Annotated in this window: 17 protein-coding genes; 14 read left to right on the top strand and 3 right to left on the bottom strand. The window is 61.0% G+C overall.

Annotated elements, in window-relative coordinates; all coding sequences use genetic code 11:
* Positions 1-83 precede the first annotated feature (83 nt).
* From AUC43_RS07745 to bglX, 7 genes are all read left to right on the top strand, one after another.
* Positions 84-698, top strand: a complete 615-nt coding sequence (locus AUC43_RS07745) for an RNA polymerase sigma factor (protein WP_068191648.1) — start codon at positions 84-86, stop codon at positions 696-698.
* A 136-nt stretch (positions 699-834) separates the two neighbouring features.
* Positions 835-1,881 carry a FecR family protein gene (locus tag AUC43_RS07740; protein WP_082684979.1) on the top strand — a complete coding sequence of 349 codons (1,047 nt, stop codon included), beginning with the start codon at positions 835-837 and terminating at the stop codon, positions 1,879-1,881.
* Between the two features lie 153 nt (positions 1,882-2,034).
* Entirely contained in the window at positions 2,035-5,331 is a 3,297-nt protein-coding gene (locus tag AUC43_RS07735) for a TonB-dependent receptor (protein ID WP_082684978.1), read from the top strand.
* Between the two features lie 9 nt (positions 5,332-5,340).
* Positions 5,341-6,894 carry a RagB/SusD family nutrient uptake outer membrane protein gene (locus AUC43_RS07730; protein ID WP_071885842.1) on the top strand — a complete coding sequence of 518 codons (1,554 nt, stop codon included), beginning with the start codon at positions 5,341-5,343 and terminating at the stop codon, positions 6,892-6,894.
* A 219-nt stretch (positions 6,895-7,113) separates the two neighbouring features.
* Positions 7,114-8,475 carry a glucoamylase family protein gene (locus AUC43_RS07720; RefSeq protein WP_068191640.1) on the top strand — a complete coding sequence of 454 codons (1,362 nt, stop codon included), beginning with the start codon at positions 7,114-7,116 and terminating at the stop codon, positions 8,473-8,475.
* A 166-nt stretch (positions 8,476-8,641) separates the two neighbouring features.
* Positions 8,642-10,405 carry a family 43 glycosylhydrolase gene (locus AUC43_RS07715; RefSeq protein ID WP_068198379.1) on the top strand — a complete coding sequence of 588 codons (1,764 nt, stop codon included), beginning with the start codon at positions 8,642-8,644 and terminating at the stop codon, positions 10,403-10,405.
* A 164-nt stretch (positions 10,406-10,569) separates the two neighbouring features.
* Positions 10,570-12,879, top strand: a complete 2,310-nt coding sequence (gene bglX, locus AUC43_RS07710; RefSeq protein ID WP_068191638.1) for a beta-glucosidase BglX — start codon at positions 10,570-10,572, stop codon at positions 12,877-12,879.
* 366 nt (positions 12,880-13,245) lie between these two features.
* Here the strand turns inward: bglX and AUC43_RS07705 are convergent, their stop codons facing one another.
* On the bottom strand, positions 13,246-13,986 hold the full coding sequence (locus tag AUC43_RS07705; RefSeq protein ID WP_082684977.1) for a LexA family transcriptional regulator: 741 nt from the start codon (positions 13,984-13,986) through the stop codon (positions 13,246-13,248).
* A gap of 74 nt (positions 13,987-14,060) precedes the next feature.
* Here AUC43_RS07705 and AUC43_RS20875 point away from each other — a divergent pair, with 74 nt between their 5' ends.
* The gene (locus tag AUC43_RS20875; protein ID WP_157780985.1) at positions 14,061-14,303 is read left to right on the top strand and encodes a hypothetical protein; all 243 of its coding nucleotides are present in this window, start codon (positions 14,061-14,063) and stop codon (positions 14,301-14,303) included.
* Positions 14,304-14,386: 83 nt separating this feature from the next.
* On the opposite strand, the gene AUC43_RS07700 is transcribed toward AUC43_RS20875, so the two are convergent.
* Positions 14,387-14,830: a transposase gene (locus tag AUC43_RS07700; protein WP_257721718.1), complete on the bottom strand. Its 444-nt coding sequence runs from the start codon at positions 14,828-14,830 to the stop codon at positions 14,387-14,389.
* Between the two features lie 50 nt (positions 14,831-14,880).
* Between AUC43_RS07700 and AUC43_RS07695 the strand changes: the two genes are divergently transcribed.
* The 4 genes from AUC43_RS07695 to AUC43_RS07680 all read left to right on the top strand — a co-directional run bounded on the left by AUC43_RS07695 (position 14,881) and on the right by AUC43_RS07680 (position 17,574).
* A complete protein-coding gene (locus AUC43_RS07695; protein WP_068191631.1) occupies positions 14,881-15,141 on the top strand; it encodes a hypothetical protein in 261 nt (86 codons plus the stop codon).
* Positions 15,142-15,282: 141 nt separating this feature from the next.
* On the top strand, positions 15,283-16,173 hold the full coding sequence (locus AUC43_RS07690) for a pyridoxamine 5'-phosphate oxidase family protein (RefSeq protein ID WP_082684975.1): 891 nt from the start codon (positions 15,283-15,285) through the stop codon (positions 16,171-16,173).
* Between the two features lie 58 nt (positions 16,174-16,231).
* A complete protein-coding gene (locus tag AUC43_RS07685) occupies positions 16,232-16,711 on the top strand; it encodes a hypothetical protein (protein WP_068191627.1) in 480 nt (159 codons plus the stop codon).
* Between the two features lie 446 nt (positions 16,712-17,157).
* Positions 17,158-17,574 (top strand): hypothetical protein, encoded by a 417-nt coding sequence (locus AUC43_RS07680; RefSeq protein WP_157780984.1) that lies wholly within the window; start codon positions 17,158-17,160, stop codon positions 17,572-17,574.
* A gap of 44 nt (positions 17,575-17,618) precedes the next feature.
* On the opposite strand, the gene AUC43_RS07675 is transcribed toward AUC43_RS07680, so the two are convergent.
* Entirely contained in the window at positions 17,619-18,182 is a 564-nt protein-coding gene (locus tag AUC43_RS07675) for a GAF domain-containing protein (protein ID WP_068191623.1), read from the bottom strand.
* A 444-nt stretch (positions 18,183-18,626) separates the two neighbouring features.
* On the opposite strand from AUC43_RS07675, the gene AUC43_RS07670 reads away from it, so the two are divergent.
* Both AUC43_RS07670 and AUC43_RS07665 read left to right on the top strand, forming a co-directional pair.
* Positions 18,627-18,968, top strand: coding sequence for a four-helix bundle copper-binding protein (locus tag AUC43_RS07670; protein ID WP_068191621.1), 342 nt, complete (start codon positions 18,627-18,629; stop codon positions 18,966-18,968).
* A gap of 79 nt (positions 18,969-19,047) precedes the next feature.
* Positions 19,048-19,464, top strand: coding sequence for a hypothetical protein (locus AUC43_RS07665; protein ID WP_068191618.1), 417 nt, complete (start codon positions 19,048-19,050; stop codon positions 19,462-19,464).
* Positions 19,465-19,487 lie beyond the last annotated feature (23 nt).

Here is a 19,487-nt window from a genome sequence, read left to right as displayed (position 1 = left end):
GCATTTGCCGCCACCAAGCACTTATTCGTCCTGCCGGGTAACAGAATCGTGTAATCGCCGTAGCAAGGTGATTATAGGTTGTTATGCAGCACTTCTCCGACCACTCCGGCACAAAGCACCTTCGGCTATATGCCTCCTGGGACGATGCTGCCCTGCTAAAAGCGCTGCAGCACGGAGACGAGCAGGCCTTTGCCGAGATTTATAGCCGCTATGGCTTTGAGCTGATTCAGCAGGCGTACCGCAAAGTGAATTCGCGCGAAGCCGCCGAAGAAATTGTGCAGGACTTGTTTGCCACGCTCTGGCACAAGCGTGCCACCACCGACGTGCAGAAACTAAAGGAATACCTGGGGTCGGCCGTGAAGTACCGGGTCATCAACCTGATGAAGACCAAACTGACCCACGCCGGCTACCTCGCCTACAGCCGCGCAGCAGCCAGTGAGGCCGACTACAGCACCGAGCAAAATTTGGCAGCCCTGGACTTGTCGGGGGCGTTGAAAATGGGGTTGGCGCACTTATCCGGCCACACCCGCGAGGTTTTCCAGCTCAGCCGGATTGAGTACCAAACGGTGCCGCAGATTGCGCTGCGACTGCAGCTCACGCCCAAGGCCGTGGAGTACCACCTAACGCGGGCGCTAAAACTTCTGCGCGTTTCCCTCAAGGAATTTCTGGTGCTGGCTATTTTCTTAATAGCTCAATAATTGATTGAAGCTAAGTGACAACCACGCAATCAGCTCAATAATTATATCTGTTTAGCTAATATTTTTTCACTCGGGATTAGGGATTGGCGCGGGTTGATTGACTATCATATCAGCAACTCTATAGAGTGGTACTGCCATGGCTCAATCGGATTTTCGCGCGCTGCTGCATCGTTACCAACGTAACGAGTGCACACCCGTGGAAAAACAGCGCGTGGAGGAATGGTACCAGCGCCTCGGCTCCAAGCAGGAGCTCGACCTCACGCCCGAGGAACGTGCTGAGCTGGTGGCCACCGTTTGGCAACGCATCGCGACCCTGACAACCGCCGCCTCTCCTTCGGTTTCTTTCCCCAAGGCTAAAGTTACCCGCCCGCTATGGCCTTCGCTGGGCGTGCGCTGGGCAGCGGTAGTGCTACTGGCCTTGGGAGCCGGCGTAGTGGGCATGCTCAGCGTGCCCGGCCCCACCAAGCTGCTCACCATATGGCAGCCCAAGACCAAGCCTACTACCACCAAGACGGCCTGGCTGGTCTATGCAAACACTTCTAAGAGCGAAGCCCGCGTAGCCCTGCCCGATGGCAGCCTCATCACCCTGGCGGCGGCCAGCTCCCTGAAATACCCCCGCTCGTTCACAGGCCCGCGCCGCACGGTTTACCTCACCGGGGCGGCTTTTTTCGATGTTTTTCATGACGCCGGGCACCCCTTCTCGGTGTACACCGACCAAGTGGTGACGACCGTGCTTGGCACCAGCTTTCGGGTGCAGGCCTACCCAGGGCAGCCCGAAGTGCAGGTGCAGGTGCGAACGGGCCGGGTGCGCGTGAGCCCCCGGGCCACCGCTACTGGGGCGCCCGCTGCCAGCGTAGTGGTGCTGCCCAATCAGCAGGCTGTGTATTCGGCCGTGCGCCAGGAGCTGCGGCGCGAGCTCGTGGCGCAGCCGGTGCTTCTGGCCCCGCAGCCTTTTGTTTTCAATGACCGGCCCGTGGCCGAGGTACTGGATGCGCTGCAGAAGGCGTATGGGGTGGCCATTGTGTACGATGCCGCGGCCCTGCACAACTGCACCATCAATCTCAGCCTGGGTGATGAGCCGCTGTTTGAAAAGCTCGACATCATCAGCGAGACGCTGGGTGCCTCCTACGACAAGGCCGACGGCCGCATTCTCTTTCATAGCCAACCCTGCCGGGCCGAATAGCCCGCGCATCTTAGCCCTTATGCCTATGCCTTAAATCCCCACAATCGATTCCGGAGCCTGCCCAGGCCACACAACAGTCCCACCGGTTGTGCACTCCCCTTTTTGAAGGCCGCGGGCAGCAAATGATTCCCGAACCAACTCACCATTTTTCTTATGACCACTCGACTACAATTCCCACCCCTCTTGCCCGGCCTTAAGCGCCTGGCACTGCTCTCGGGCCTGCTATTGGGCCTGCTTTCGAGCATCTCGCCGGCCTTTGCCTCCGCGGCCCAGCCCGTACTGGAGCACCTCGTTACGCTGCAGGCCAATGATGAACGCATGGCCACCGTGCTTAGCAAGCTGGAAACGCAGGCCAACGTGCGCTTTCAGTACAGCCGGCAGCTCATCGGTGCCAGCCGCCGCGTATCGGTTAATGCCGTGAGCCAGCCCCTGGCCCAGGTGCTGAGCCAGCTGCTGGAACCACTCCAAATCAACTACAAGCTCGTCAACGACGGTATTATCCTGCGGCCGGCGGCGCCCCTTGCGGCTCCCGCCGCGCCCGCCGATGCTACCGTGACCGGCCGCGTGGTTGACGAAAAAGGCGCGGGCCTGCCCGGCGTCAACGTCGTCATCAAAGGCGGCTCCAACGGCACCCAGACGGATATGGACGGCAAGTTCACGCTCTCCGTGCCCGAAAACAGCACGCTGGTTTTCTCCTTCGTGGGCTATACCTCGCAGGAAGTGGTGGTAGGCACCCAAACCACCATCAACATCGCGCTGGTGCCCGACGCCAAGGCGCTGAGCGAAGTGGTGGTAGTGGGCTACGGCTCGCAGCGCCGCCAGGACCTGACCGGGGCCGTGGCTCGCGTGGATGGCGCCGAAATCGTGAACCAGCCCGTGCAAACGCCCACCCAGGCCCTGCAGGGTAAGATTGCCGGCGTGCAAATCATCAGCGACGGCACGCCGAACTCGCAGCCCAAAGTGCGCATCCGGGGTACGGGCACGCTGCTGGGCGGCGCCGAGCCGCTCTACGTGGTGGACGGGGTGCAAACCACCGACATCCGCAACCTGAGCAACGCCGACATTGCCTCGATTGACGTGCTGAAGGACGCTTCGGCCGCTGCAATCTATGGTGTGCGGGGCGCCAACGGCGTGATTATCGTGACCACCAAAAAGGGCCAGCTGGGCAAACCCGTGCTCAGCTACAGCGGCACCGCCGGCTTCAAAACGGCCGCCCACCTCGTGCAGATGGCCGACGCGAACCAGTACGTAAACTACCTGAAAGACACCTCGCCCAATACGGTAATTCCGCCCTATTCGGGCACTACCAACTGGTACGACGAAATTCTGCGCCGGGGCACCTACCAAAACCACAACCTGGCGGTATCGGGCGCTACTGAAAGCGTGAAGTACTACTTTTCGGGCAACCTGCTGCAGGACGATGGCACGGTCATTAACAACAAGTTCTCGCGTCTAACGGTACGCTCGAACACCTCGTTTATGCTCTCGGATAAGGTCACGATTAGCTCGCAGGCCTCGTTTAGCCACGCCGACACGCGCGATGTGAACATCGGCACGGCCTACAACAACGCCTACCGGGCGGCGCCCATCATTCCAGCCAAGGTAAACGGCCTTTACGGCAACACGGCCGCTTTTGGCAACGTGGGCAACCCCGTGCTCGACATTGAGAAAAACGACAACAAGTCGCTCGAAAACCGCTTGCAGGGTAACATCGGTCTCGACGTGCGGCCCATTGAGGGTCTGACGCTGCGCTCGGCCATCAACGTGGACCTGAACGCCGACAACCGCCGCGTATATAATTATCAGTTTGCCAACGACGCCAAGACCTTCATTACCAGCGGCGGCAACCAGCGCAACGACCGCAGCAGCCTCTCGACCACGCAGGTAAATGCCTACCGCTACCTGTGGGAAAACACGGCCACTTACCAGCGCACCTTCAACGAGAAGCACAACCTGACGCTGCTGGCCGGCACCGTGGCCGAGGAAGGCCTGCGCGCCCAGTTTTCGGGCAGCCGCCGAAACGTGCCCGCCGACCCCAGCCAGTGGTACCTGAACACTGGCGACCCCAACACGGCGGTGAACGACGCCAGCACGGCCAAGGACCGCCGCCTCTCGCTGCTGGGCCGCGTCAACTACGCCTACAACAACCGCTACTTGCTCACCACCAACCTGCGCTACGACGGCACGTCGAAGTTCAACCGCGACCGCCGCTATGGCTTCTTCCCGTCGTTGGGCCTGGGCTGGATTGTGTCGGAAGAAGACTTCCTGCGCGACAACAAGACATTGAGCTACCTCAAGCTGCGCGCCAGCTACGGCCAGCTCGGCAACGACCAGATTCCGGCCGACTCCTACATCCTGACGGCCGATTCCAACATTCCGTATGTGTTCAACGGCCAGCCGGTGCTGGGCGCGGCCATCAAACAGATTAAGGACCGCAACGTGCGCTGGGAAACCACCACGGAGTACGACGCCGCCGTGGAGTTCGGCTTCCTGGAGAACCGCCTGACCGGTGAGCTGACGTACTACGACAAGCGCACCACCAACGCCCTGATTCCGGTGAACATTCCGGCCATCTTCGGCGACCCCGAAAACCAGTACATCACCAACGCGGCCGACATCACCAACCGCGGCGTGGAAGCAGCCCTGAACTGGCGCGCCGCTATCGGCACCAGCACCGACTGGACCTACAACCTCGGCGCCAACGTCACTTTCAACAAGAACCGCATTGCCAACCTCAACGGTGGCCAGGCCTTGTTTGGCGGCACCAACCTGGTGACCAAGTCCGACAACGGCGTGGCCGCCGGCAGCTTCTTCCTGCTCGACGCCATTGGCGTGTACCAGAGTGCCGATGAAATCACCAACGGACCCAAATCGACCTTCAACCCCAAAGTGGGCGACCTGAAGTATGCCGATACCAACGGCGACGGCATCGTCGACAACAAGGACCGCCGCTACTTCGGCTCCTACCAGCCGCCGGTATACTACGGCATCAACGGTGGGCTGAACTTCCGGAATGTGGACTTCTCCTTCGTGTTTTCGGGCAACCTGAACAACAAGGTGTACAACGCCAAAAAGCAGCTGCGCACCACCAGCACCGACAACATCGAAGCCAGCTTCGCCAACGACCGGTGGACGGCCTCCAACCACTCCACCACTAACCCCAGGGCCCTAAACAGCGGCATGCCCAACTCCACCTACTTCCTGGAGTCGGGCTCCTACCTGCGCCTCACCAACCTGGTGCTGGGCTTCACGGTGCCCGCCGCCACGCTGGAGCGCGCCCACCTGGCCTCGGTCCGGGTGTTTGCCGCAGCCCAAAACGTGTTCACGGCCACCAAGTACACGGGCTTCACGCCGGAACTGGCCGGCGGCCCCCTGGATTCGGGCATCGAAGCCAACACCTATCCCACGAGCCGCACCGTTACGCTGGGGCTGAATGTCAATTTTAAATAACGTAAGCCGATGAAAACCTTTTCTTACGCCTTTACCCGCCGTGCCGGCACGGCCGCACTGGCCTTGTCGCTGGCCCTCGTCAGCGGTTGCAAAGACTTTCTCGACGTGGCCCCGCAAGGCCAGCTAAGCGAAGACGCCATCCGCACGGACCCCGGCGCCGCCCAAAAGCTGGTAGACGGCGTGTACAACGCCATGTACCTGGGTGGCTTCGGCCCCGACATTCACGGCCTGCAGTTCGTCATCCTCACCGACATTGCCTCCGACGACGCCGACAAAGGCAGCACACCGAGCGATTATAACGACGCCCTCACGATTGACAACTTCACCGTAACGTCGTCCAACGGCACCATCAACAACGCCTGGAACGGCTACTACCAGGGCATTTCGCGCGCCAACCAGGCCCTCGACAAAATCCCGCTCAGCCCCGCCGCCGATGTGGTGAAGAACCGGCTGCTCGGCGAGGTGCGCTTCCTGCGCGGCTACTTCTACTTCAACCTGGTGCGCCTGTTTGGCGGCGTGCCCAAGCTGGATAAAGTACCGGCCACGTCCGAAATCAACAACCCGGACCTGCAGAAGCGGGCCACGGCGGCCGACATCTACGCCCTCATCATCAGCGACCTGGAGTTTGCGGCGGCCAACCTGCCCCTCAAAGGCGCCACCGAAACCGGCCGGGCCACCAAAGCCGCGGCCCAGGGCATGCTGGCCAAGGTGTACCTCTACCAGAAAAACTACCAGAAAGCTTACGACCTGACCAACGAAATCATCACGGGCAAGTCGGGCGCCTATGCCCTCTACCCCACGTATGCCGACATTTGGCGTACAGTGGGCGCCAACAGCTCCGAATCCATTTTTGAGGTGCAAGCCGGCATCAATTCGGCCTGCAACAACTCGGCGGTGGAGCTGTACAGCGTGAGCCAGGGCCCGCGCTCGGGTGGCAAAGGCGGTTGGGCTGACTTGGGCTTCGGATTCAATAACCCGACCCAGCAGCTGGCCGATGCCTACGAGCCCGGCGACGTGCGCCGCGCCGGCAGCATCATCTTCATTCAGCCCACCGCCCCGGCCGGCCAGCGCTCTACCGGCACGGTGCTCTGGGACGGCTTCCGCATCCCGAGCAAGGACTCGGTGGAGAACTTCCGCTACAGCTACAAGGCCTACCACAGCCGCACCAAGGAGCCCAACTGCGGCAACAGCGACTTCCTGCCCAAGAACATCCGGGTGCTGCGCTACGCCGAAATCCTGCTCATCAACGCCGAAGCCGCCGTGCAGATAGGCAACACCGCCGCAGCCACCACCGGCCTCACCGCCGTGCGCGCCCGTGCCGGCCTCGGCCCCAAAGCCGCCACCCTGGCCAACATCTGGCAGGAACGCCGGGTTGAGCTGGCCCTGGAGCACGACCGGTTCTTCGACCTCGTGCGCCAGGAAAGCGTGCAGCCCGGCCGCATTGTGCCACTCTTCGCCGCCCAGGGCAAGACGTTTGTGAAAGGCAAGAATGAGATTTTCCCCATTCCCCAGCCCCAGATTGACCTGAGCGGCGGCCAGCTCACGCAGAACCCGGGGTACTAGCGTTTGCAGCTTTGCTAAGATGAGAAGAACGTCATGCTGAGCTTGCCGAAGCATCTCTACCTCACGCTTGTCATGCTGAGGCACGAAGCATCTTATCACCAAGGAACGACTGGTTCGAACGTGATAAGATGCTTCGTGCCTCAGCATGACAGGTGGCGCGGCGGATGCCTCGGCAAGCTCAGCATGGCGTTCAATTTCATTGCATTTGAATATTGACCTATGAACACAAAACTCCTCCTGTATCTGCTGCTTCTGCTGCCCGGCTTCCTGCAAGCCCAGCCGAAGCCCGCACCGAAAAAAGACGCGCCCACGGCCAAGTTTGTCCCGCGCCAGCGCCCGCGCAACCTCACCGACGACCAGCTGCTGGACCTGGTGCAGAAGCAGACGTTTCGGTATTTCTGGGATTTCGGGCACCCGGTATCGGGCATGGCCCGCGAGCGCAGCAACGTGGCCTACGATTACGGCAACGAGGTAGTGACCACCGGCGGCACCGGCTTCGGAATCATGGCCATCGTTGTAGCGGCCGACCGCAAGTGGATAACACGGGAGCAAGCCGCCACGCGCATCTACAAAATGGTGCGCTTCCTGGAAAAGGCCGACGCCTTTCATGGAGTCTTTCCGCACTGGATGAACGGCGCCACCGGCAAGGTCATCAAGTTCGGGGCCAAGGACGACGGCGGCGACATCGTGGAAACGTCCTTTCTGATGGAAGGCCTGATTTGCGCCCGCCAGTACTTCACCGCCGAAACACCGGTGGAGCGCGACCTGCGCAACCACATTCTCTGGATGTGGGAAAACGTGGAGTGGAACTGGCACACCCAGGGCGGCCAAAACGTGCTCTACTGGCACTGGAGCCCCAACAACGGCTGGAGCATGAACCACCAGATTCACGGCTGGAACGAGTGCCTCATTACCTACGTGCTGGCCGCATCCTCGCCCAAATACGCCATCGACAAGCCCGTTTACGACCAGGGTTGGGCTACCGGGCCGGAGTTTAAGAATGGCAAGGAATACTACGGCATCAAGCTACCGCTAGGGCCGGACATGGGCGGGCCACTGTTCTTCACGCACTACTCTTTCCTGGGCCTGAACCCCCACGGCCTCAAGGACCAGTACGCCGACTACTGGCAGCAAAACCAGAACCACACGCTCATCAACTACGCCTACTGCGTCGACAATCCCAAGAAGTACAAGGGCTACGGCCCCAACACCTGGGGCCTCACTGCCTCCGATAGCTACCAAGGCTACGCCGCCCACAATCCCAAGGAAGACCTGGGCGTGATTTCGCCCACGGCCGCGCTTTCGGCTTTCCCCTACACGCCCGAGCATTCCATGCGCGCGCTGAAGCACTTTTATAACGACCTGGGCGACAATATCTGGGGTGAATATGGCTTCGTGGACGGTTTCAGCGAACAGCACAACTGGCACGCCAAATCCTACCTGGCCATCGACCAGGGCCCCATCGTGGGCATGATTGAGAACTACCGCTCGGGCCTGCTGTGGAAGCTCTTTATGAGCTCACCCGACGTACAGCGCGGGCTGACCAAGCTGGGGTTTGAGAGCCCGATGCTTAAGAAGTAAACCCCGATAACGCCAGAATAAACACCAAATAACGTCTGTCATCCTGAGCGCAGCGAAGGAACCTATCGCCGCTGAACAACTTGCAGTAATTCAGCCGGCGCGGTTGTGATAAGTTCCTTCGCTGCGCTCAGGATGACAGATGAGGATGATAGACGAATTTCCTTACATGCTCCGAATCCTCAGCTTCTTCAGTCTCTTCACGCTTCTCAGCTTCGCCACTCAGGCGCAGCCCAACACCCCCGCGCCCACCCGCCGCACCTACTGCAACCCGCTCAACCTGGACTACGGCTACACGCCTATTCCGGGATTTGCCACTGCCGGCCGGCACCGCGCCACCGCCGACCCGGTTATCACGCGCTACAAGGGCGACTACTACCTGTTCTCGACCAACCAGTGGGGCTACTGGTGGAGCCACGATTTGAACCACTGGAAGTTCATTCCCCGCCACTTCCTGCGCCCTGAGCACAAGGTGTATGACGACTTATGCGCCCCGGCCGTGTTCGTGCTCGGCGATACACTTTTGGTGTACGGCTCGACGCACGAGAAGAACTTTCCCATCTGGATGAGCTCCAACCCCAAATCCGACGACTGGAAGGAAGCAGTGCACAACTTTCAGGTTGGGGCCTGGGACCCCGATTTTTTCCTCGACACCGACGGCAAGCTCTACCTCTACTGGGGCAGCAGCAACGAATTCCCGCTGTACGGCCAGCAAATTAGCCGCAAAACCTTCCAGCCCATCGGCGAGCCCAAGGCCATGTTTGGGCTGAATGACAAGCAGTTTGGCTGGCAGCGCTTCGGCGAATACCTCGACAATACCTTCCTCGACCCGTTTATGGAAGGCGCCTGGATGACCAAGCACAACGGGCGGTACTACCTGCAATACGGCGCACCTGGCACCGAATTCAGCGGCTACGCCGATGGCGTGCAGGTGGCCGACCAGCCGCTGGGGCCGTTCACACCGCAGCCGCACAATCCATTTGCCTACAAGCCCGGCGGCTTTGTGCGGGGCGCCGGCCACGGCAATACCTTTCAGGATGCCTGGGCCAACTGGTGGCACGTGTCCACAACGGTCATCAACGTGAAAAACAACTTTGAGCGGCGCCTGGGCCTGTGGCCCGCCGGCTTCGACGCCGACGGCACGCTCTACACCAACACCACCTTCGGCGACTACCCACACTACCTGCCCAACGGCCCGGCCGACCACCTGCAGCCCCAGTTTACGGGCTGGATGCTACTCAACTACCAGCGCCCGGTGCGGGTGTCGAGCACGCTCGGCAGCTACCTGCCCAACTACGCCGTCGACGAAAGCATCAAAACCTATTGGAGCGCCGCCACGGCCAACCCCGGCGAATACATCCAGACCGACCTGGGCAGCGTGAGCACCGTGCGCGCCATCCAGATAAACTACGCCGACCAGGACGCCACCTTCCTGGGCAAATCAAAAGGCGTCTATCACCAATACAAGCTCTACAGCTCGCTGGACGGCAAAACGTGGAAGGTATTGGTCGACAAAAGCCGGAACAAAACCGATGTGCCGCATGACTATATTGAGCTGCCCGCGCCAATTAAAACCCGCTTCCTAAAGCTGGAAAACGTGCACATGCCCACCGGCAAATTCGCCATCAGTGGCCTGCGCGTCTTCGGCCTAGGCAGCGGCGCCAAGCCCACGCCCGTGAAAGGCTTTGTGGTGCTGCGAACGGAAAAAGACAAGCGCAGCGCCTGGCTCAGGTGGGCTCCCAACGACAAGGCCTACGCCTATAACATCTACACCGGCCTCGCCCCCGACAAGCTCTACAGCTGCATCATGGTGCACGGCGCCAACGACTACTACTTCAAAGGCATGGACAAAGACCGGCCATATTACTTCACCATTGAAGCCATCAACGAAAACGGGGTTTCGACCCGCACGCCGGTAACCCTGGCGAAGTAGCAGGCCGAACAATGCAGAGACGCGACACTTGGCTACGCCGACCTGCGGTTCGCGTCTCCTCGTTGAACGATAATAACCGCGCACAACTAACAACATCAGCAACGACAGAGAAGCGAAGTGTCGCGTCTCTATGCCGTTCAAATCAACACTTTCTTTCACTCCGCATGAAACGAATCCCCCTCGCTGCCCTCGCCCTGGCGCTACTAGCCAGCCCCGCCGCCCAGGCCCAGAAGAAGCCCGCTGCCGCACCAACCGCTGACCAAAAGATGAAGCAATTCATCGACGGCCTGATGGGCAAAATGACGCAGGACGAAAAAATTGGACAGCTCAACTTGGTGTCCGTGGGCTTTGATGTGACCGGGCCGGTGGTGAGCAAGGACGTGGACGCCAACATCCGCAAGGGGCTGGTGGGCGGGGTGTTCAATACCTTCACGCCGGTGGCCATCCGCAAACTGCAGGAAATGGCGCTGAAGGAGTCGCGGCTCCATATTCCGCTCATGTTTGGCTACGACGTCATTCACGGGCACCGCACCATTTTCCCGATTCCGCTGGGGCTGGCCGCTAGCTGGGACATGGCTGCCGTGGAGCAAAGCGCCCGCATCGCAGCCGAAGAATCTACCGCCGACGGCCTCGATTGGGTGTTTTCGCCCATGGTCGACATTGCCCGCGACGCCCGCTGGGGCCGCATTGCCGAAGGCGCCGGCGAAGACCCCTACCTCGGCTCCCGCATTGCCCGCGCCATGGTGCGCGGCTACCAGGGCCCCGGCAACGACCTGACCAAAGACAACACCGTGATGGCCTGCCTGAAGCACTTCGCACTCTACGGCGCCGCCGAGGCCGGCCGCGACTACAACACCACCGACATGAGCCTGCAGCGCATGTACAACGAGTACCTGCCGCCGTACAAAGCCGCCGTCGACGCCGGCGTGGGCTCGGTAATGTCGTCCTTCAACGACGTGAACGGCACGCCCGCCACCGGCAACAAGTGGCTCATGACCGATTTGCTGCGCAAGCAGTGGGGCTTCAAGGGCTTCGTGGTGACGGACTACACGGCCATCAATGAAATGATGGAGCACGGCATGGGCAACGCCGCCCAGGTGTCGGCGCTGGCCTTGAACGCGGGCATCGACCAGGACATGGTGGGCGAGATTTTCCTGAAAAACGTGGCCGACAACATCAAATCCGGCGCCGTGAGCAAGGCCCAGCTGGATGCCGCCTGTCGCCGCATTCTGGAAGCGAAGTACAAACTGGGCCTGTTTCAGGACCCGTACCGCAACGTGAGCGCGCAGCGCGCCACCAGCACCCTGATGAAGCCCGAATTCATCGCCGCCGCCCGCGACATTGCCCGCAAAAGCATGGTGCTGCTCAAAAACGAGCGCAATACCCTGCCCCTGAAAAAGACCGGCAGCATCGCTCTGATTGGCCCGCTGGCGAACCGCCAGCGCGACGTCATCGGCAGCTGGAGCGGCGCCGGCGACTGGAAGCAGGCCGTCTCGGTAGAGCAAGGCCTGCGCGCCGCCGCGCCCGGTCTGAAAATCACCTACGCCAAGGGCGCCAACATCGCCGACGATGCCCAGATGCTCGAGCGCCTCAACGCCCACGGCGGCGAGTTGGAGCTCGACAAACGCTCCTCCGACGACATGATTCGCGAAGCGGTGCAAGTAGCCCAGGGCGCCGACGTGGTAGTGGCCGTAGTGGGCGAGTCGCAGGGCATGACCGGCGAAGCGGCCAGTCGCGCCGACATCGGCCTGCCCGGCCAGCAGCTGGCCCTGCTCAAGGCCCTGAAAGCAACCGGCAAGCCGCTGGTGTTGGTGCTCATGAACGGCCGCCCGATGACCCTGCCCTGGGAAAACCAGAACGCCGACGCCATCCTCGAAACGTGGTTTGCCGGCACCCAGGCCGGCCACGCCATTGCCGACGTGCTGTTTGGTGCCTACAACCCCAGCGGCAAAATCACGGCTACGTTCCCGCAGGTGGTGGGCCAGGTGCCGCTCTACTACAACCACAAAAACACCGGCCGGCCCTTCGGCGGCGAGAAGCTCGACAAGTACAAGTCGCGGTACCTGGACGTGAGCAACGAGCCGCTCTACCCCTTCGGCTACGGCCTGAGCTATACCACCTTCAGCTACGGCAAGCCCACGCTCAGCAAAACCACCCTCGCCCCTACCGAGACGCTGGAAGTAAAAGTGACGGTGCAGAACACCGGCAACTACGACGGCGAGGAAGTAGCTCAACTTTACCTCCGCGACTTGGTAGGCTCCATCAGCCGGCCCGTGAAGGAGCTGAAGGGGTTCCAGAAAGTGATGCTGAAAAAAGGCGAGAGCAAAACCCTCACCTTCCGCCTGGCGCCCGACGACTTCAAGTTTTACAACAACGACCTGAAGTTTGTGGCCGAGCCCGGTGACTTCAAAGTATTCGTCGGCGGCAACTCGCGCGACGTACAGGAAGCCTCCTTCAAGCTGGCCGCTAAATAATTGCCAGCGTCGACCAGATACTGCGCGGCCTGAGCTAAGCCTCTGAGCCAAACCGATAGAAAGCCCGGGCCGGAATCAATTTGATTCCGGCCCGGGCTTTCGTCGTTTCCAGCCGATTTGAGTTGAGCTGGCAGTACTGCTACGGTCCTGCATACGGATTTTTGTAAAGTGCTAGCCGCGTACGCTATTTAGGGAAGCGTACAGGGTTTGTACCGGTACTAACACTGGTTTCACCGGTGTTAGTACCGGGTTTTTGCTTACCCACCTTTATTATCCCAAAACTCCCTTCCAAGCCGGTCAATGCTACCTATTAGTGGCACTCTGCACTCGTCCCGGTTTGTGTCCCGGTCTCTCCCGCTCTCTCAATTATTCTACTCGCCCCCGAATAATATCCACCACCTTCCACAACCCGCGGATATCCTCCCCCGCCACCGTCAGCATGCCGGCCTTGGGGTTGTCCGAATGCAGCACGAGTTGCCGCTTGGTCAGAAGGTCATTATCCTTAATCCGCTTCACCGTGAGCTGGTGCCCAAAGGTGGCCACGTACACCCCGCTCACCGTGTACTTGATATCCTCAAAAGGAATCGGCGTTACCGCCACCAGCATGCCGGCGCGTAGCTGCGGCTCCATCGAGTCACCATCAATCTCAAACACCAGCGTACCGGCTTTGCGCAGCTCGGGGCTCGGCTTGTAAATCCGCATCATCTCAAACTGGCCATAGTCGCCTTCGCTGGCCACCAGCTCCACGAAGCCCGCCCGCACCGGTACCGGAATAAACGGGCAGTCGATGAACTCGGCATCCGCAAACTTGCCCAGCAGGATAACATTGCCGCCAGGAGCACCGCCATCCTCCATGGGGCCGCTGTTAAACCACAGCCAGTCGCGGCTGACATTTAATTCCGTCACGATGGTTTCCAGCACCTCGTTGCTCGGTTGGTGCCGCCCGCCTTCCAGCTGAGCTACGGTCGGCCGCGCCACGTTCAGCAAGTCAGCCATTTGCTGCTGCGTCAGCCCACGCGCCTGGCGCACCACCTTCAGCCGTTCCGCCATGCTCAGCTCCGGCAGCGGACTAACTGAGCTTATTTTCTTGCGTTCCAGTGTAGCCATATTGTAACATTTAGTAACTATTACCTACATTTTAACATTACTCATCTATCCAAAGGTAACAGAACAAAACTAAAATGCAACCACTTGGAACCATTCCTACGCCGGCCGACCTGCGAACGTTGCTACCTCACGGAGCTATTTCCAGCATTGCCCGCTCGCTGAAAATGCCCCACGCAGCCGTTTCCAAGGCCTTGCAAAAGGCCAAGCCCGCCCACCTCGCCGTCGCCCACGACATTCGCCTCATCAAGGAGTCGGGCAGCCAAACAGTACAGCAGGACCTCGCCCAATTAGCCAGCCCAAGTTCCGGCCCAAACTGAGGCGAAAGTAGCTTCTTCTACCCGAGCATCTAACCATGCCAAGCCAGCCTTACCCATGCCCGAAAATTAGGGAGTGTTTACAATTAGAGCCACGTTAGCGCGGCAATCAAGCAGCAGGTAGCGAAATAATTGGCGGCCCGTTTATCAAAGCGGGTGGCTACGGCTCGAAAGCGTTTCATGCCGTTGATGGCGCGTTCAATTTGGTTTCGATCTTTATAAATTTCAGCCTCGTGCTCAAGGCGTATCGTTCGGTTTTTCTTGCCTGGAATCACGGCCTGGGCTCCGGCTTGCCCAATCTGGACGCGCACGTAGTCCGCGTCGTAGGCCCGGTCGGCCAACACGGCCTGGCCCGCCCGCAGATGGCGCCGCAGCAGCCCGGGGGCTTGTGGGCAATCGCCGGCCTGGCCGCCGGTCAGGGCCAAGGCGCAAATCCGGCCGTAAGCGTCGCAGCTCCAGGGTAGAATTAAGAAAAAAAGAACGTCATGCTGAGCGAAGTGAAACGCAGCCGAAGCATCTCTACCACGCAAGTAATCCAACCACCCGCGCCCCCAACCCAATAGCCCTTACCAACCCCGCCATGCAGCCCGAAACCAACGTCCGATTCCTCCTCGCCGTCAAAATCACTGCTCCCACCCCCGACGCCATCACCTTCACCTTCCAGCGCGACTTCCACGGCCGCGACCTCTACCCCCTCACCGTACCCAGCCAGCAGCTCCACCAGCTCGGCACGGAAAACTTCCTCCAGTACGTCGCCGACACCTACCTCGCCCAGCAGCCCGCCGAGGCCTTGCGCGTCACCCGCTCCACCATCCTATTCACCCTCACCCACAGCATGTAACTGCTTCCCCTGAATCAACTCAAGCAGCCCAGCCGACTGAGCAGCCACAGCCATGCACTTCGACCAGTCGGAGGCCCGCTTACCAGTTGTTGGCATTTTTTTGCCACAACCCTTGACAGGTGCTAGCAGTTGTAGCACCCGATGACACCTTCCCCTTACCACGCGGGCGAACGACAGTTGCAGCAGCGCCTTGGCGAAGTGCCGGTAGCCGACCGCCACGCCCCCGCTATTCGCCCCACCATTCCGGCCAGCGTTGCCGCGCAGCTCCGCCAGCAGCCGCTGGTCATCGCCAGTTCCCTCGACGCCACCGGGCGGGTGTGGACGTCGGCGGTGCAGGGCACGCCCGGCTTTGCCCGCTCCTCCCATCCCACGCAGCTGGCCCTGGACCTGGCGCTGGCCGTGCCGGCCCGCGAAGACGTGTTGTGGGCCAACCTGGCCCGGCACCCGGCGGTGAGCCTACTCTTCATCGACTTTCCCACCAAGTGGCGGTTTCGGGTGAACGGCCGCGCCCGGGCCACCGCGCCGGGGTGGGTGGTCGACATCGACCAGGCGTTTCTCAACTGCCCCAAGTACCTGGCCGACCATCTGGCCGCGTTGCCCGGCGCCGGCGTGGTTTCGGTGGCCCCGCGCACCGCGGGCCCGGGTGCCCCGCCCGACCTGGCTGCTTGGCTGCGCCGGGCCGATTCGTTCTTCGTCGGCAGCAGCGACGGCGCCCAGGCCCTCGACACGGCCTACCGCGGCGGCCCGGCCGGCTTCGTGCAATTCGAAGCCGCCGGCAGCCTGCTCGTGCCCGACTACGCGGGCAACAGCATGTACAACTCCCTCGGCAACTTTGCCTTGTGCGATGCCGCCGGCCTACTATTTCTCGACCCGACCGCCGGCCGCGCCCTGCAGCTCACCGGCCGCGCCGAGTTGCTCTGGTCCGAAAGCACGGGTCCGGTGGCGCCCACCGGCGGCCCGGGCCGGCACTGGCGGTTCACGCCCGAGGCGTGGGTGGAGGCCCCACTGCCGGCGGCGCTGCCGTTTTGCTAGCCCCGAACGGGCATTTGGGCCTAACCTGCGCCGCCCTCTCCGGCCGACCGGATGCCCCTTGGTCAAGCCGGCCGTCAACAACTCCGTTGATGCGGCGTTGGGCTATGATTGGGGCATCCTGTACACCCGGCTCAACGGCTCCTACCTCTTCGGTTCCAATGCCCACGACCCCTTCCTGGTGCTTGACAACTCCCGTGCCTTCGACCTCGACGGTGTGTTCACCACCAACGACTACTTCACCATCACCCCCAAGTTCAGCCTCGTGGCCGGCACCCAGGACTTCGTGCAGGTCAGCGACGCCCAGCAAATCCTGCGCGGCAACAAAAAGCCCAAAACCAAAAGCGGCACTGCCACCACCAGCACCGACGCCTCTCGCTTCACCCTACTCAGCTACGGCCTGCGCCTGCCCGTGGCCTATACCCTCGGCAAGGTTTCGGCCGAAGTGGCCTACCGCTACCTACAACCCGTAAACGTGCTGCCTGAGGACGATTCTTCCGGCCGCTCCTTCTTCACCGCCACCCTCACCGTTACGCTCTAGCCGCAGACTGCCCTGGCGCTGGACTTAGAGCGTGTTTGGATTTTGATAAAATCACTTTCCGAACGTCATGCTGAGCTTGTCGAAGCATCTCTACCGCTTCGGTTGGGCCGTTCAACGAAGCGGTAGAGATGCTTCGACAAGCTCAGCATGACGTTCTGTTAAATTCCCAAACACGTTTTAAAAAAAGAATAGCTCAGTTTAAATGCCTGAATTATTCTTTTTTTTCAAAATCAGCAAAACGGAAAGAAGCGGTATCGACCTTTCTCCAACAGTAGCACGGCTAAAACATGCCCTTGTGCTTCTCCACGCCCAGCGGTTCGCACCGCAAGTCAACAGTGCCATAACGCAAACGAGCGGACCATCTGGCCCGCTCGTTTTATTTCCACTCTATACCTTAACATGCGGCCCTGCCTACCTTTGTCCTCCTGTTTGCCAAGTTGCTGCTCATGCCTGCTCCCGCCTCCCGGCTTTACTTCAACAACCCCGTGGGTCGGGTAATGGAACATCCCGATGGCTACGCGCACGTCATCTACGAGCCCGGCGCCCGCCAACTCCACCACCTCCAGGCCTTCCTCACCCACACGGGCCAGCTGCTGCGCCTGCGCGGTTGGCACAAGCTCCTCGGCGACCAGCGTCAGCTGGCCCCTTACACCCCCGAGGAAAGCCAGTGGATAGTCGACTACTGGCTCACGGCCGAGCAGCGCGGCACCCACACCATCTACGGAGCCGTGGTGCTCCCCCAGGACGTCTTTGCCCGCCTTTCCGTGAGCGAGATAATGTCTGAGGCCAAGGCCGCCGCCCTTACCTACCGTCTGTTCGACTCCGAAGAAACGGCCCAGGACTGGCTGCGGCAATTGCCCTAAGCGTCCCCCTGGCCACCCAAGGCCTGCTTTCCCGCACTTGCTGCTTACTTCGCCTTGTCGGCCAGTTGCTGCCGCAATTCATCCAGTTGCCGGGCATTTTCCTGCGCGGCCAGCCGCGCGGCCAGGCGCAGCTCAATCTCGTCCATGGCAATAGCCGCCATGTCCTGCAGAATCAGCTTTTGGGCTTCGTTCAGGTAGCGCTGCTTCTGGTCGATGACACAGAACGTACCCAGCTGGTGACCGTCGTGGGTCTGCAGCGGCGCCGCGGCATAAAACCGCAAGCCGAACTCGCCCGCCACCAACGGGTTGGCCAGCGTGCGCGGGTCCTGGCGGGCATCCTCCACTATGTATACTTCATCGGAAAGAATGGCCGAGGCACAGAGGCCGGGGTCACGGTCAATCTGCTCCGCATCCAGCCCGTAGCGCGACTTAAACCAGATGCGGTCTTCGTCCACTAGGCTGATGAGGGCAATGGGCATGTTAAAGACTTTGGCTGCCAGCCCCGTCAGGCGGTTCATGCTGCCGTCTTCCGGCGTATCCAGGATGTTGTAGCGCTTGAGCGCCTGCAGGCGCGCCGCTTCGCGGGTGGTGTCGGTTTCAGTTGTCATAGCAAAAAGAAGGAAGAGTGTGTGCGGCAATATAGCACCCGCAGGCCCGAAGAGGTTGACAGCTAATGTATCGCCCGGCGCTTGCTAGCAGTTCCTGCCCCACCGGCCGTTGGGCAGAAAAGCAACCACATGAGGTTAGCAGCCGCCACACAGATACCCACAGCATCGCCCCTTGCCAATTGCCGACGGACTCGCACCACACGCCAGCATCGGCTTGTCCATGGTGAGAAGTGCACGAAAAGCCCCGACTCATTTAAGTCAGCGCTTGCTGTAAAGGCCGGCTGGATAAGAGAGTATGGTTGAACCGGAAGGAGGGGGCCGTAAGGCCCAACCTGGACCATTGATGCCCGCATTCTGTTGCATTAAGATGCGCATTATCCTCAACGGCGTGCGGCTTAACCCGTACAATTGTCCCAACTTTTCTTTCACTAAGCCCCCGCACCCGTGCACGCGCAAAACCAAGCCCTCCTCGACGCCCTCAATGCCTGCATCGCCGCCTGCGAGCACTGCGCCACCGCCTGCCTACAAGAGCAGGACGTGCAAATGATGGCCCGCTGCATCAGCATCGACCGCGACTGCGCCGACATCTGCGCCATCACGGCCCGCTTCGTGGCCCGCGGCTCCGAGCACGCCCAGCACGTCATGCGCGAGTGCGCCGAAATCTGCGGCATCTGCGCCGCCGAATGCGAGAAGCACGGCGCCCACATGCCGCACTGCCAGGAGTGCGCCGAAGCTTGCCGTCGTTGCGAGCAGGCCTGCCGCCAGGGCATGAGCGCGGCGGCCTAACCCTAGTGAATGCCCGGACCGCAGCCCGGTAACTCACCAAGTACGCTCGCCGTAGCCCGCTGTCCCCTTACGCACTTTAATGACCACTGCTACTCCCCGGCTGTACTTCAAAAACGCCCTCGGCTGCCTCTATGGGCACCCCGACGGTTACGCCCTCATCCGGTTCAATGCCGGTACGCCCAAACCAGCGGAGCTGCAGGCCTTGTTCACCCAGGTGCGCCGGCTGCTGGAGCTCAACCGCTGGCACCGCTTCCTCACCGACCAACGCCTGCTGGCCCCCTGCACGCCCGCAGAAGTCGCCTGGATAGTAACCCATTGGCGCGACACCGCCGCCGAGCACCCCGACGGACTATACGGCGCCGTCGTCATGTCCCACAACGTGTTCACCCGCCTCGTCATGGGCCAGATTGTACAGGAGGCCAACGTCGGGTCCATGCATTTCCGCCGCTTCGAAACCGAAGCCGAAGCCACGGCTTGGATCGAGCACGTCGGTTAGGTTTTTCGTGTTACTTCACGGAG

Source organism: Hymenobacter sedentarius (assembly GCF_001507645.1).
Lineage (GTDB): Bacteria > Bacteroidota > Bacteroidia > Cytophagales > Hymenobacteraceae > Hymenobacter > Hymenobacter sedentarius.
This window is presented reverse-complemented; position numbering and strand designations above follow the sequence as displayed.